Origin of the sequence: Nocardia concava NBRC 100430 (assembly GCF_000308815.1) — a bacterium.
GTDB classification, from domain to species: Bacteria; Actinomycetota; Actinomycetes; order Mycobacteriales; family Mycobacteriaceae; genus Nocardia; species Nocardia concava.
In genome coordinates, this window is the sequence record NZ_BAFX01000175.1 from 1 (window position 1) to 13,175 (window position 13,175).

At 67.3% G+C, this 13,175-nt stretch carries 14 protein-coding genes; 5 read left to right on the forward strand and 9 right to left on the reverse strand.

Annotated features, from left to right (window positions below; genetic code table 11):
- Nucleotides 1–108 precede the first annotated feature (108 nt).
- The 6 genes from ON43_RS35450 to ON43_RS35475 all read right to left on the reverse strand — a co-directional run bounded on the left by ON43_RS35450 (nucleotide 109) and on the right by ON43_RS35475 (nucleotide 5,368).
- Entirely contained in the window at nucleotides 109–834 is a 726-nt protein-coding gene (locus tag ON43_RS35450) for an alpha/beta fold hydrolase (protein WP_040814709.1), read from the reverse strand.
- A 75-nt stretch (nucleotides 835–909) separates the two neighbouring features.
- Nucleotides 910–1,911 (reverse strand): YdcF family protein, encoded by a 1,002-nt coding sequence (locus ON43_RS35455; RefSeq protein ID WP_040814711.1) that lies wholly within the window; start codon nucleotides 1,909–1,911, stop codon nucleotides 910–912.
- Between the two features lie 250 nt (nucleotides 1,912–2,161).
- Nucleotides 2,162–2,419: a three-helix bundle dimerization domain-containing protein gene (locus tag ON43_RS35460; protein WP_040814712.1), complete on the reverse strand. Its 258-nt coding sequence runs from the start codon at nucleotides 2,417–2,419 to the stop codon at nucleotides 2,162–2,164.
- A 260-nt stretch (nucleotides 2,420–2,679) separates the two neighbouring features.
- Nucleotides 2,680–3,780 carry a GGDEF domain-containing protein gene (locus ON43_RS35465; RefSeq protein ID WP_157514296.1) on the reverse strand — a complete coding sequence of 367 codons (1,101 nt, stop codon included), beginning with the start codon at nucleotides 3,778–3,780 and terminating at the stop codon, nucleotides 2,680–2,682.
- Nucleotides 3,781–3,956: 176 nt separating this feature from the next.
- Nucleotides 3,957–4,760, reverse strand: a complete 804-nt coding sequence (locus ON43_RS42980) for a spermidine synthase (RefSeq protein ID WP_051179666.1) — start codon at nucleotides 4,758–4,760, stop codon at nucleotides 3,957–3,959.
- Between the two features lie 53 nt (nucleotides 4,761–4,813).
- Nucleotides 4,814–5,368: a hypothetical protein gene (locus tag ON43_RS35475; RefSeq protein WP_040814716.1), complete on the reverse strand. Its 555-nt coding sequence runs from the start codon at nucleotides 5,366–5,368 to the stop codon at nucleotides 4,814–4,816.
- Nucleotides 5,369–5,544: 176 nt separating this feature from the next.
- Here ON43_RS35475 and ON43_RS35480 point away from each other — a divergent pair, with 176 nt between their 5' ends.
- Nucleotides 5,545–6,432, forward strand: coding sequence for a DUF5995 family protein (locus tag ON43_RS35480; RefSeq protein ID WP_245568898.1), 888 nt, complete (start codon nucleotides 5,545–5,547; stop codon nucleotides 6,430–6,432).
- 33 nt (nucleotides 6,433–6,465) lie between these two features.
- Here the strand turns inward: ON43_RS35480 and ON43_RS35485 are convergent, their stop codons facing one another.
- Both ON43_RS35485 and ON43_RS35490 read right to left on the reverse strand, forming a co-directional pair.
- Nucleotides 6,466–7,620 (reverse strand): acyl-CoA dehydrogenase family protein, encoded by a 1,155-nt coding sequence (locus ON43_RS35485; RefSeq protein ID WP_083914007.1) that lies wholly within the window; start codon nucleotides 7,618–7,620, stop codon nucleotides 6,466–6,468.
- Nucleotides 7,617–9,110, reverse strand: a complete 1,494-nt coding sequence (locus ON43_RS35490; RefSeq protein WP_040814724.1) for a carotenoid oxygenase family protein — start codon at nucleotides 9,108–9,110, stop codon at nucleotides 7,617–7,619. Before ON43_RS35490 ends, ON43_RS35485 begins: the two co-directional genes overlap by 4 nt.
- A gap of 21 nt (nucleotides 9,111–9,131) precedes the next feature.
- On the opposite strand from ON43_RS35490, the gene ON43_RS42985 reads away from it, so the two are divergent.
- On the forward strand, nucleotides 9,132–9,869 hold the full coding sequence (locus ON43_RS42985) for a FadR/GntR family transcriptional regulator (RefSeq protein ID WP_051179667.1): 738 nt from the start codon (nucleotides 9,132–9,134) through the stop codon (nucleotides 9,867–9,869).
- A 155-nt stretch (nucleotides 9,870–10,024) separates the two neighbouring features.
- Complete coding sequence (locus tag ON43_RS42990) at nucleotides 10,025–11,167, forward strand: CopD family protein (RefSeq protein WP_083914009.1); 1,143 nt, start codon at nucleotides 10,025–10,027, stop codon at nucleotides 11,165–11,167.
- A gap of 44 nt (nucleotides 11,168–11,211) precedes the next feature.
- On the opposite strand, the gene ON43_RS35505 is transcribed toward ON43_RS42990, so the two are convergent.
- Nucleotides 11,212–11,688: a MarR family winged helix-turn-helix transcriptional regulator gene (locus ON43_RS35505; RefSeq protein ID WP_040814726.1), complete on the reverse strand. Its 477-nt coding sequence runs from the start codon at nucleotides 11,686–11,688 to the stop codon at nucleotides 11,212–11,214.
- Nucleotides 11,689–11,769: 81 nt separating this feature from the next.
- Here ON43_RS35505 and ON43_RS35510 point away from each other — a divergent pair, with 81 nt between their 5' ends.
- The gene (locus ON43_RS35510; RefSeq protein ID WP_040814728.1) at nucleotides 11,770–12,552 is read left to right on the forward strand and encodes a dioxygenase family protein; all 783 of its coding nucleotides are present in this window, start codon (nucleotides 11,770–11,772) and stop codon (nucleotides 12,550–12,552) included.
- Nucleotides 12,553–12,581: 29 nt separating this feature from the next.
- Entirely contained in the window at nucleotides 12,582–13,121 is a 540-nt protein-coding gene (locus ON43_RS35515; protein WP_040814730.1) for a DoxX family protein, read from the forward strand.
- The last annotated feature ends 54 nt before the right edge of the window (nucleotides 13,122–13,175 follow it).

Below are 13,175 nucleotides of genomic sequence, written 5' to 3' on the forward strand. Positions count from 1 at the left end.
CGGGTGCCGTTGGAGCGGCTGCCCGACTGGGGGTTTCCCACCCGGCCGGGCCAGAGAACTTTAGCGTGTTCACCCGGCGAAACACCAAATCGGGGCTTGGCCTGGGGTTCAGGCGAGCCATTCGGTGACGCGGTCGCAGATCCAGGTCGGATCGTCGAGGGGGAGGTCGTGGCCTGCGGTGTCGTGCAGGAGGAGTGGGAGGTCGAGGGTTTCGGCTATGCGTTCGGAGCAGTGGTGGGAGACGAGGCGGTCGCCGCGGGAGGCGAGGATGAGGACTGGGATGGGGAGGCGGTGGGGGTGGCGGAATCCGATGGCGGCCAGCATTTGCGCGGCGACGCTGCGGCTGCTCGCGCCCGCCTCCGAGGCGTATTGCGCCCAGCGGCGGGCGAGTTCGGCGCGCGGGACCTCGGTGCTGTTGCAGGCCACCGCGAGGATGGCGCGTTCGGCGGCGACGGGGTCGAGCAGGCGGGTGGCGGCCAGGACGGGCAGGCTGCCGAGGCGGAAGCGGTGGTGCAGGGGTGAGGCGGCCGAGCTGGTGTTGATCAGGACGCCGCGGTGGAAGTCGTTCGGGTAGCGCGACATCCAGTCCATGGCGATCATGCCGCCGAGCGAGATGCCCAGGATCGACCAGTCGGCGTCACCGGGCTCGAAGCGGGCGCGCAGATCATCGGTGATGGCGCGCAGGGTGAGTGGCGCGGTGCGCCGGTGCTCGGTGCCGAACCCGGGCGGGTCCAGTCGCCGGACCTCACCGCCGACCGCGGATTCGAACAATGCAGGGAATTCACCCCAGTGCCGTTGATCGCGGCTCAGCCCGCGCAGAAGCAACCAGTTCACGAGCGTCCTTCCCCACGCTAAACATCCTCCAGCAGAGGGTATAAGCCGCCTCCGGGTCCGAACTCGAATACGGCCCTACTCGACCGAATAGGTGGCCACCGCGAGCAGCGGCAGCGCGGCCAGCGCCAGGGAGATCACGAGATTGGTCCATTTGTGCTGAACCAGCAAGGCCGTGAATTCGCGCAAGATCGCACTCGGCAGGTAGTAGAACGCGGTCGGCGAGCCGACAACCGTCGCGTCCAGACCCTGTCGGCGAGCGAGGATTCCGGTGCGCAGGGCATGAAAGTTACTGGTCACCAAGACAACCGGGGTCGGCACACCGTATCGGGCAAGCAGCGCACGGGTTTCGGAGAGATTCTCATCGGTGGTCTCGGACCGGTCCTCACGCAGGATCGCGGCCGGGGGCGCGCCCTGGGCCAGCAGGTAGTCGGCCATGGCATCGGCCTCGGCGACCGCTTCATCGGAACCCTTACCGCCGCTGGTGACCAGCACCGGCGCACGCCCGGCCGCAACCTCGGCGCGAAACACCGCCAACGCCCGGTCGAGCCGAGCGGCCAGCAACGGCGGCACCCGATCCCCGATCAGCCCGGACCCGTGCACGACGATCGCCCCCATGCCCGACCGATACGGCAGCCGCAGATACACCAGCGAATAGAGCAGAAACGCCAGCAACAGAAATCCGAAATAGCTCTCCACCAACGTGATCGACGCCAGCACCCCCGCCGCCCACGGACTCTTCACCACCAGCGCCACCACGAACAGCGCATACGGCGCGAGCAACGCCACCCCCAGCCCGAACGACAGCAGATTGGCGACCCGCCGCCCCTCCCGGCGCACCATCTGCACCCCGTTCACCATCAGCAGCGCGGCCAGCAGCAATACCAGCAGCGGCGACAGGATGATGACCAGCAGAGCCATGGTCGCCAGCCCGCTGTCGGGATCGACGTGCAGCACCCCGATCAAGGTGACGCCCAACGCGATCAACAGCAGCACGCTGTTCCCGAACCGCCGCGGCTCCCGATACACCCGCAGCACGAACCACCCCAACAGCAGCATCCCCACAACGAGCGCAATCACGCGGCAAACATATCGACCGGACCTGAAGGGCCCGAACCCGCCACGCCGCATCCCTCGCCGGGGTTACCGGCTCACCGACCACCCCGGCGGCACCCTCGTGACGGAATATCGGGAATGGCCGTACGCCTCGGCGTTCCATCGCCTGCTCGTCCGGTCCGGCCCGTTCGGACGCCCCCGGGACAACCACGCGCTCAACGGACTTCGAGACACCCTGCTCGCCCTGAAATCCTTCGCCGAGGCGGCCAGGGCCTCACATTGCCGAAAATGCCCGATCCCATAACGGATCGTCGACGCCCGAATCCCGCCGGTAGGGCATCCGTTTGCTCAAATGCCGTTCGGCGATCCGCTGCACCAGTAGCGGAATGAATTCCCGAACCCGATGATCATCGAATTCACGGTGAATACCGCGAACTTCCTCTTCGACGACCCGTGCCGGCAAGTGGGGAAACTTGTCCGACAGGCGGGCGACGAGCTCGCTGATCTGCCGTTCCTCTTCGGGCTCGGTCATGCTGTGGTCTCGCCTCCGTACGCGAACAGTTGACGCCGGTCCCCGACCCCTCATCGGCCGCCCGGCAGATTGGACAACGGTCCGGGAGACTTTCGACTCCCGGACCGCGCCCTCTGAGTGTCATCTCAATGCCCGCGATTTGCCCGCTCAAATCCCTTTCTGGCACATCATGTCCGAGCCTCGGCACAAGAAGTCCTCGACAACGACAAATGCAAACAGCAAATGAAATTGCAATTGCAAGCCGACTCCCGTTCCGCCGCTCAACCGCCGATCTCCGCGGGCGTGATGGCGCATGCGCTCACCACGATGTTCCCGCCCCGCTGCTTCGCCTGATACATCGCACCGTCCGCGCGGCAGAGGATCTCTCGCACCAGCCGGTGGCTGTGGTCCCGGTCGCGCACGACCGTCAGATCCACCACGGCCAGGCCGATACTGGCGGTGACCGATATCCCGTCGATCGGCTCGGCGACGGCACACCGCAACCGGTCCGCGGCCCCGGCGGCGACCCCGGCGGGCAATCGCGCGATGACCGCGAATTCCTCACCGCCGAACCGCGAGACGATGCTTCCGGCCGGAGCCGCCGTGCGCAATCGCGCCGCGGTGCGCACCAGCACCTCGTCACCGGCCGCATGCCCGTACGCGTCGTTGACGGCCTTGAACCGATCCAGGTCGATGACCATCACGCACGCCGGATCCGGGACGGCACGGGCGAACACGATGGTCGAGTAGTAGTCGAGCCCCCGCCGACTCCACAGTCCCGTCAATGGGTCCGAGAGCATTTCGCCGCGCAGTACCCCGTAGCAGAACTGCAGCCCCGGGGGCACCACGATGGCCGCCGCCATCCCCACGATCATGATCACCGCCGAGGCCGGATCGTCGCCCCGGAACAGCGGGACCGCCAGCAGCACCGCCGACGCGAACGACCACATCGCCTGTGCGGCAAGCGCTCTCGGACCGTGGAAGGCGCTGACATAGATGCCGATGATCAACAGCAGCGACATTCCGACCGACCGCACCACGTATCCCGGACTGAGCGCGCAGGTCGCGGTGATCCCGACATCCGCGATCGCGACCAGTACCAGCGACTCGGTCTCGCCCGGCCACGGCCGGACCCACCAGCGCCCGCTCCAGACCAGCCCGACCACTATCAGCAGGTAGAAGGCCCACACCGCCATCGGGCCGCGCGGCCGCTCGGGTGACAGCATGATGAGCGCGGCGATCAGCGGAGCGGCCAGACCGCAGAGGCCGATGGCGGTCTTCAGAACCCCCAGCGCCGAGCGTGCTGCGATCGCGTCGACCACCCACCGATAGTCGACATCCTCACGCCACCAACCGCGTATCAACTCCAACTCAACGCGCACGTGCCGCCCCTCGACGCGAAACGAACCCATCCCGCACGATCGACCGCGAACCACCCCGGCCTGGCTGCTGCCGGTCAGGGCAGTCTATTGAGGAGTGATAACACGAGCCGAGCAATAGTGAACCATGTCACTCCACCACGTGCGCAATGGTCCGATTCGGGTTCCGCACCGGCGCATCACCCCTCGGTGCGAGCCAGGGTTTCACTCCCCTCGTCCGGCCAGACGCGCGTCGGCGGCCAGGCTCGTCCCGCGATTCGATTCAGCGCGTCCAGTCGGAAGGGAACCCGACTCGCGGCGAGCACCCGATTTCCGACATAGCCCGCGAACACGTCGCCGTCCACCAGCACGCGGTGCGGAAAGACCGCGCGGACCGCGTCCGATCCGGCGCCGGTGCCGATCAGATTCAGCAGGTAGATCCCGTCGGGCCGCAATACCCGCGCCACCTGCGCCGTGAATTCGGCGCCGGTGATACCGGGTGCCATCCGCAGTCCCTCGAACGCGTCGGCCACCACCACATCCATGGAATCCGTTGCCAGAGTGGCGATCTCGGACAGTCCGTCGCCGATCCTGAGGTCGAGACCCGGGACCGCCCGCAGTCCCAGATGCTGGTCGACGAACTCCGCCAGCGCCTCGTCCGCCTCGATGACCAGCTGCCGGGACCCGGGGCGCACGGCGGCCAGGTAGCGCGGGAAGGTGCCCGCGCCGCCGCCGATGTGCACGACATCCAGCGGTGCGGCGGCGGGCTCCCGGGCCTCGAGGACGTAGGCCAGGTATCGCATGTAGTCGAGCTCGAGATGTGAGGGATCGTTGAGGTCGACATAGGACTGCGCGATGTCGTTGACCCGCAGGAACCATCCCCCCGCCCGATCCTCGTCGGGCGCCAGCTCCGCGAGCCCGAACCGCACCTCGCGCGTCACCCGGCCCGGCGTGCGCTCCGACTGCGCGTCTTCCTCACAGGGTGCCTCCGACGAGTTGCTCATCCGTCCATGATCCCGTGTCCCGGTGAACGGCCGACCCCGGGAGGCACCGGCAACTATTTGGCAAGGGCCTTGCCGCCGGTCGGGTTGACCGCGAACCAGGTGCCGCCGACGCCCTGCCCGTTCAGGTCGCCGGGCTTCTTGTCCTTGGAGAAGTAGTAGACCGGCCAGCCGCCGATCGTGATCTGGCAGGACCCGTCCGCCCGTTCCACGAACCCGGTCAGCGTCGGATCCGCACCCTCGACGTAGAGGGCCTGCCCGCGGCTGACCAGCAGCGGCGGCCAGGTGACGGCGCAGTCGCCGTTGCAGTTCGACTTGGACGGGTTGGCGGTGTCCTTGTCGAAGCGGTACAGCGAACGGCCCTCACCGTCGACGACCCGCTTGCCGACGGTGGCGTCGTCGACGACTCGCAGTTGCACCGCATTGACCCCTTGCGGCGCCTTCCCGCTGTAAATGCTCAGCCAGCCTTGGGTTTTCGCGGGCGCGGTGGCCGAGGCCGACGGCCCTGGAGCCGGTTGCGCGAGCGCGCCCGGCGCGGCAGGCAGCGTCAGGGCCGCGGTGGCGGCGATGGCGGCGAGCGCGCCACCGATCAGGGTGGTGACCTTGGACATTGGATTCCTCCGAGTTGATTGCGTTGTCTGCGAACAATTCTGCGAAGAAACCCCCACCCGGTCTGTCGGCCCGACGACGCCCGTTGTGTATCCGAGCCGACACAACGGTGGTCGGGCTGGGTGGTGGGGCCGTGTCGAGAACGGCCGTCGACCCTCATCTGTGATAGAAACCCATCGTGCACAATGCAGTTGCGATGTCCCTTGCCACGCTGTCCATCTCGGCCATCGCCCTCGTCACACCCACCGCCTCGTCGGCCGAGCCGGTCTCGCCGTCGTGCGCTCCGGCGCTGTCCGACGCCGAGACCACGGAAATCGCCCGGCTCTCGGACACCAGCACGCTCGATGACACCGACGCCCTGGCCAAGCTCGACGACGCCGTCGCCCGCAACCACCGGATCACCGAGATCTACGAGCAGCACGCCGATCGCCGCGGCACGTTCGCCTCCGGCCTCGACACGGTCGAGTACTCCGCGGTGATGCCCCTGCAGCACGACCCGGCCGCGTTCGCCGATCCCGAATACGCGCATCGCATCAGCTACAACCTGCTGCGCCGCTACCTCGACAACGTGCACGCCGAGTTCACCACCGGGAATCCGGAACCGCACTGGGCCAACTACTTCGCCCTCGCCGCCGACTGTTCGGCCTCCCCCGGCCGGGTGGCGCTGGCGGGCTACAACGCTCATCTGATCGTCGATCTCCCCCGCGCGGTCGCCGAATCCGGTTCGACCGCCGACGACGCCGCGGACTACTTCAAGATCGTCGCGACCATCGCCACGACCGGCGACGAGATCACCGACCGCACCGATCGCATCTACGCCGCCAATATGGCCCCGCTGTGGCACTTCTATTTCTTCGGCGAGGGCCTCGACCGGGTGCTGGGTCAGGGCGTCGCCACCAAGCCGCTGCTGGTGGTCGCCGACGTCGCCGCCAACACCACCATTTTCGCCAATGGCCTGGCCCTCGAGAACCCCGCGCTCGCTCCCGCTGTTGCCGCCGAGATCGACCTCGAACACCGCACCGGCGAGCAGGCTTTCGACATCCTGGCTCGACTCGACGGCATCTGATCTGTCCCTCGATCGGATGCGCCGCGGGCACGCTCAATACGACTTCGGCAGCCCGAGGGTGTGGTGTGCGACGCGGTTGAGGATCATCTCGCGGGTGATGGGCACGGTTTTGAACAGCCGGACGAATTCGTACATGTTGGATAGCGCGACTTCTCGGGTGAATCCGCTGCCGCCGTGGACCTCGATGGCCTGGTCGACGCAGCGGATGGCGGCGTCGGCCGCGAGGAACTTGGCCATATTGCCGGTTTCGCCGGGGTCGGTTCCGGCGTCGTAGTCGGCGGCGGCGCGCTGGGTCATCAGCCTGGCCGCCTCGAGCGCGATCTTGGCCTCGGCCAAGGGATGTGCGATGCCCTGGTGCGCGCCGATCGGCACATCCCAGACCTTTCGCTCGCGGGCGTAGGCGACCGCCTTGTCCATGGCGTACCGCGCGATACCGTTGCAGATGGAGGCGATGATCACCCGCTCGGGGTTCATCCCGTCGAACGCGACGCGCAGGCCGTTGCCCTCCCCACCCACGAGGCGATCCGCGGAAACCGCCACGTTGTCGAAGAAGACGCTGAACGACTTCTCGGTGATCTCGAACGACATCGGGATGCGATGCATGTCGATACCGGGCGCGTCCCGATCCACGAGGAACAGTGAAAGCTCTGCTCCCCCTGTCGAATTGGTTCCGGTGCGGGTGACGACGAGCAGTGCGTCGACCTGATCCGCACCGGTGATGAAGGTCTTCTGCCCCGTGATGTAGTACGTGTCGCCGTCGCGGCGCGCGGTGGTGGTGAGGTGATGGGTGTTCGATCCGGCATCGGGTTCGGTGATCGCGAAGGCGATCTTGCCGGTCCCGGCCGCCATCGGCGCGAGCCATTGCCGCTTCTGGTCGGCGCTGGCATGGCGCGCGAGCAGACTGCCGACAATGCCGGGCGAGATCATCAGCATGATCTGCGGGCATCCCGCCGCGGCCGCCTCCTCGGCGACAATGCTGATCGCGCTCAATCCCATTCCGCCGCCGCCGTATTCCTCCGGCAGGTTCACCCCGACGAAGCCGCCCGCGGCGAGCGCGTCCCACAGTTCGGTCGGTGGCTGCAAGGTCTCACTGCAGCGCGTGTAGTACTCGTTGCCGAATTTCGAGACGATGCCGTAGACCGATGCGCGCAGCTCGGCCTCTTCCAGCTCACTGAGCATCGCTGTCATCGGAAGTCCATCCAGTGGCCGTGCGGGGTGAACCCCAGCAGGAACGGTATCTCGATGCGGCAGACCGGGCCGGCCGCGATGTCGTGGGTATCGAAAATGACGTATTCGCCGAGGTTTTCGGTCCAGCGCGACACCGGCACCATCAGGTACCCGTCGCCTTCGGGTGCGTCGGGTGTGCGCGGTACGAAGGTCGGCTCCATGACGAGCGCGGGCCGGTCGTGGCGCAGGCGGTATTCCTGCTCGTGCCCCGACTCGATATCGCGCACCACGAGGCTGTGCATCCGCATGCCGTTTCCCCTGGCGTCCCCGCCGATCAGGTATCCCCACCGGTGCCCGCGCCCGTAGAACCGCTCGTCGACCTTCGGCAGTTCACACGGACGGTCGTCGAGCAGTTCGGATTTCACCGCGCCGGTGTCGAGGTCCACGGCCCAGCGGCCGAGCGTGCTGCGGGCCAGGTTGAAGAACAGGGCGATGTCCTCACCCTCGAACTTGTCGATATCCAGGGGGAAGGGCGGGCGGTCGAAGATCGGCGCGTCCAGGACGAGGGTATTGCCGACGGCGTTCGCGGACAGCGTGTGCATGATGTACTGCGGCTCGATTTCCGCTGTGATCCAACGGATCTCACCGTGCTCGACATCGCCGCGCGGCACCAGCGCGAGCACCGTGGGCAGCTGCGGATCCCAGCCGTGGACCGGTAGATCATGCTCGACCCGATCGGGGTCGAAGACAAATCCCTGGAACGGCAGGATGATCCAGTCCGGTGTCAGCCACATGTCGTGCACTTCACTGGAATACGGCGCATCGGCCAGTGCCCTCGCGATCACGGATCCGTCGTGCCGCACCACGTACACGGTCACATAGGGCGCGCGATTGCTGTAGCTCCAGCCGTACAGCGTCCCGGTTGCGCTGTCCCACTTGGGATGTGCGGTGAAGGCGGCATCCCCGAATCCGGCCTGTTCGAAGATCCCGCGCGAGAGCTGCGGCGACCACGGCACGATCCCACCGGTTTCCAGGGTGATCGGATCCAGCGCCACCGGTGGACTCCCCTGCTCCCCCGAGGCCAGGATCTCGCCCGCGAACGGAAAACAGTTGATATTGCTGGTGCCCTGCGGAATCCCGCGCGAGAACCGATCCCGCCGCGCGGGCCCGAATCCGATATTGCGCCAGTCCGTCCGGTCCCCGTCGCCCCACTCGAACATGCCCTGTCCGTGCCGTTCCTCGAGCAGGTACTTGGGTGTCCTGACCCACCGGTTCCGGAAGTCCGCGCGGCCGTTCTCGAAGACCAGCCCCTGCACCATCCCATCCATCGCCAGCAGCCCGTTGCCGCCCTGCCTGGTCGGCCGTTTGAACGTCGGTCCGGCGCGATAGAAGCCGCCGCACAACTGTTTCGGTATCTCGCCGAAGGTCGTCACACAGTCCTCGACGGTGGCCTCGAACCGCATCGGTCGGAAAGCCCCGGTCAGCACCGCGGTACTGGGGATGCGTACCATCGACTTAGTATACTAAGTGTCATGACTCTCGAAAAGCCCCAGCGCGCACCGGAAGTCGTCGCCGGCGCGATCCGCCGCCGGATACTCAGCGGCGAACTCGTCGCCGGACAGTCATTGCCGACCGAGAGCGCGCTGATCAGCCAGTTCGGAGTCAGCCGCGAGACCGTCCGGGTAGCCGTGCGATTGCTTGGCGCGGAAGGACTCACGGCCACCAGTCAGGGCCGCGGCGGTGTCCAGATCCGCCACCCCGACCCCGAGCACATCGCCCGCTCCCTGGTGCAGCTCCTGACCCTCACAGGCGCGACTTGGGGCGACCTGCTCACCTTCCGCAAACTCCTCGAACCGGCCGCCGCCGCGCTCGTCGCCGAACACGCCACCGACGACCAGCGCGCGGCCATCGCCGAAATCGCCGACCGCGGCATCACCCCCGACGGCTCCGGCTACCACGAATTCCACGACCTGATCGTCCGCGCCGGCGGAAACCCCATCCTCACAACGGTTCTCGCCGCCACCGAACAAGCCGTCCGCTGGGCCGCCAGAGAACAGGACATCACCCAGTACGACCGCACCGAAGCCACCCGCTCCCACCGCGCGATCGCCGCCGCCATCACCGCCCGCGACCCCCGCAAGGCCGAACTCCGCATGCAGAAACACCTCGACGCGGCCCTCGACCACGTCGCCCGCTCCGGCCAACTCGACGCCCCGATGATCCCCCCATCCCGCTGGACCACCGACAACACCGACCTGCCCTGGCGCTGAACCCAGCCCAGGCAATCGCGACCGGGCATAACGAAAACGGCCGGTCCAAGAAATGGACCGGCCGCTCGAAGTGGTCCACATGACGAGCTCGACAACGGTCCGTGCACGGCTGGCTTGCCAACCAATTTAGCTAAGCCTAACCTCATCATCTTGTGATGGAAGTTTCACTGGCAGCCGCGTCGCAACCTGCCGTACTACCGCCGTGGTGGCGGGTGTTCAGCATGGTCGCCTATTTCATCGGCCTGTCCGCGGTCATCGGCGGCACGATGGTCTACCTGCTGGTGCTGCGGCCGGTGCTGCGCACGGATATCGACGCGACCGACCGGCGAACGATACGAAATCGCTTCGCGCGGATGCTCGCTTGGTGTGGTCCGCTGCTCTTGCTCACGGCATATCTTCAGCTGGCGGGCCGGGTCGCACGCAAGGTTAAAGGTGTCTCGTTCGAGCAATCCCTTGTGCCGCATCGGATCTGGTCCTATTTGCGCGCACCGGCGGAGCCGGGTTCGTGGGTGTCGTCGGGAACCGAGGTCCTGGTGCAGAATGCGCTGTTCGCGCTGGCCGCGGCTGCCTTGCTGAGCTTGTTCTTCCGAGGCCGGCCGGATGCGGTCGCGGCGGCGGCGCTCACCCTGACAGTGGCCGGATCGCTGGTGATTTCGGTGCCGACGAAGTGGGCGGGCCTGACCGCCGACGCTCAGTTGGACACCTGGCTGACCCAGGCGCACATCATCGGCGGATGTACCTGGCTCGGTGGTTTGCTCGCCCTCGCCGCCCTGGCGCGAGCGCGGCCCTTCGGCGAACGAGCCGGATTGTGCTGGGCGCGTGTGTGGCAGCGCTTCAGTTCGGTGGCGCTGGTCGCGGTCGGTGTGGTCGTCGCGTCCGGCAGCTGGATGACGTGGCGGCACGTCGGCGCCGTTGATCAGTTGGTCAGCACGACCTACGGGCGGTTCCTGCTCGCGAAACTGTTCGCCGTGGCAGCGCTGGTGGCGGCGGGCGCGTACAACCAGCTCGTACTCACCCCGCGCATCGCGGCGGCCCATGCGCGTGGCGATCTCGGCCGCGGTTTCGTGCTCACTCTGCGCCACTTCCCCGCGGTCGTCACAGTGGAGGCGGCCGTGGGGCTGTGCGTCCTGCTGATCGTGCCGTTTCTCACCGGCTCCGCCCGCGCCCAAGCCGGGTACCCCGCCGCACCCGGTTTCGACGGCGGCGTTCTCGCCCTGGCCATGCTCTTGATCGCGACCCTGGCGGCCTCGCTCTATGCGACCTACCGGGTATCGCTGTTGCGCACCCGGGCAGCCTGATTCGCGGGTTCCGCGGTGAAAATGCCGACTCCGCGCCCGCGCCTTCAGTGTTCCGGCCGCGCCGCGCCGTCCTGGATTCTGCGGGCGACCTCGCCGAGACCGTCGGCGAGGGCTGTCCGTTGTTCGGGGGTGAGAACGTCGATGAGCAGGTCGCGGACCAGCGTGACATGCCCGGGGGCGGCTTCTTCCAGAGCGCGGCGGCCCTCGTCGGTGAGGGCGGCGGTGACGCCACGGCTGTCGCCGGCAACGCTGCCCCGGCAGACCAAACCGGCCTTCTCCAATTGATCCACCTGGTAGGTCAGGCGGCTCTTGGAGTTGAGCAGGGCGGCGGCCAGCTCGGTCATGCGGAGGGTGCCGTCGGGGGCGGCCGCCAGACGGACCAGCACCTCGTACTGGGTATGCGAGAGACCCGCGTCACGCTTGAGCTGCTGCTCGATCTCGCGCTCGAGCAGCGCCCAGCCGGACAACAGCGCCTTCCAGGCGCGCATTTCCTCGTCGTCTAGCCACTTCGTTCGGGGCACGCACCCAGCCTACCCATCTTGTTCGAATTTGAACAATCAGCTAACCTCGCCTACGTTCAAATTTGAACAACAGGAGGCGAGATGACCCACGAACAAGCGCAACCGATGCCCGTGCTCTACCTCTCGCACGGCGCGCCGCCGCTCGCCGACGATCCGGTCTGGCCCGGACAGCTGGCGGCGTGGTCGGCGCAACTACCGAAACCCCGAGCGGTGCTGATGATCTCCGCGCACTGGGAGGATGCGCCGGTGGCCCTCGGGGCGACCGAGACGGTCCCGCTGGTGTACGACTTCTGGGGTTTCCCGCAGCACTACTACCGGGTGCGCTATCCCGCACCCGGCGCGCCCGAACTCGCCCAACAGGTACGAAAGCTGTTGCGCGGGCCGGGAACTCCGGTGCAGGACGTGCCCGGCCGCGGGCTCGATCACGGCGCCTACGTACCACTCGTGGAGATGTACCCCGACGCCGACATTCCGGTACTCCAGATGTCGCTGCCCACCCTCGACCCGCAGGCGCTGCTGCGTCTCGGCCGCAAACTCGCGCCGCTGCGCGACCAGGGCGTGCTGATCATCGGCAGCGGATTCTTCACCCACAACTTGCGAGCGCTCACCGACGACGGCTCGGTGGATCCGGTCATGACCGAATTCGACCACTGGGGCCGCGAAGCCCTGGCCGCCGCCGATATCGACGCCCTGCTCGACTTCGAACACAAGGCACCCGCCGCACGACTGGCACACCCGCGCACCGAACATTTCGCGCCACTGTTCGTCGCGCTCGGCGCCGGAGAGACCGATCTCGCCGCCCAGCGCACCGTCATCGACGACTTCTGGCACGGCCTGGCCAAACGATCCATCCAGCTCGGCTGACCGATCACCAACCCCCACAAGGAGTTTCCATGAGCACCACGACCGCGCCCACAAACGCCACTGCCACCGCCACCGGCGCCACACAACTCAACTACGACGCCGGCCTGCTGCTCCTGCGCCTGGCTCTCGGCCTGACCATCGCCGCCCACGGCACCCAGAAACTCTTCGGCTGGTTCGGCGGCGGCGGCATCTCCGGCACCGGCCAATTCTTCACCGCCAGCGGCTATCCCGCCGGCAACACCATGGCGGTCATCGCCGGGCTGAGTGAAACCCTCGGCGGCCTCGGCCTCGCCGCCGGGCTCCTCACCCCACTCGCCGCGGCCGCCGTACTCGGCACCATGATCAACGCCATCGCCGTACACGGCACCGGACACTTCTTCGCCCCCAAGGGCTTCGAATACGAACTCACCCTCGCCCTGGGCGCCGCAACCCTCGCCCTCACCGGCCCAGGCCGCCTATCCCTCGACCACCACCTACCGACCCTGCGCAACCACCGAATCACCTACGGCATCGCCGCCATCACACTGGCCGTCATCGCCGCCGGAATCGTCCTGCTGATCCGCAACTGACCGAGAAAGCCGAAAGGGGCTCATCCAGACCAGCGAGCGAACGCTGATTTGAAC

What these genes read in the sequence shown, in the direction of transcription:
- ON43_RS42980 (WP_051179666.1), bottom strand. Translation starts at nt 4,760, where the DNA reads ATGAGCAACTCGTCGGAGGCACCCTGTGAGGAAGACGCGCAGTCGGAG.
- ON43_RS35485 (WP_083914007.1), bottom strand. Translation starts at nt 7,620, where the DNA reads ATGACAGCGATGCTCAGTGAGCTGGAAGAGGCCGAGCTGCGCGCATCG.
- ON43_RS35490 (WP_040814724.1), bottom strand. Translation starts at nt 9,110, where the DNA reads ATGGTACGCATCCCCAGTACCGCGGTGCTGACCGGGGCTTTCCGACCG.
- ON43_RS35460 (WP_040814712.1), bottom strand. Translation starts at nt 2,419, where the DNA reads ATGACCGAGCCCGAAGAGGAACGGCAGATCAGCGAGCTCGTCGCCCGC.
- ON43_RS42985 (WP_051179667.1), top strand. Translation starts at nt 9,132, where the DNA reads ATGACTCTCGAAAAGCCCCAGCGCGCACCGGAAGTCGTCGCCGGCGCG.
- ON43_RS42990 (WP_083914009.1), top strand. Translation starts at nt 10,025, where the DNA reads ATGGAAGTTTCACTGGCAGCCGCGTCGCAACCTGCCGTACTACCGCCG.
- ON43_RS35510 (WP_040814728.1), top strand. Translation starts at nt 11,770, where the DNA reads ATGACCCACGAACAAGCGCAACCGATGCCCGTGCTCTACCTCTCGCAC.
- ON43_RS35475 (WP_040814716.1), bottom strand. Translation starts at nt 5,368, where the DNA reads ATGTCCAAGGTCACCACCCTGATCGGTGGCGCGCTCGCCGCCATCGCC.
- ON43_RS35515 (WP_040814730.1), top strand. Translation starts at nt 12,582, where the DNA reads ATGAGCACCACGACCGCGCCCACAAACGCCACTGCCACCGCCACCGGC.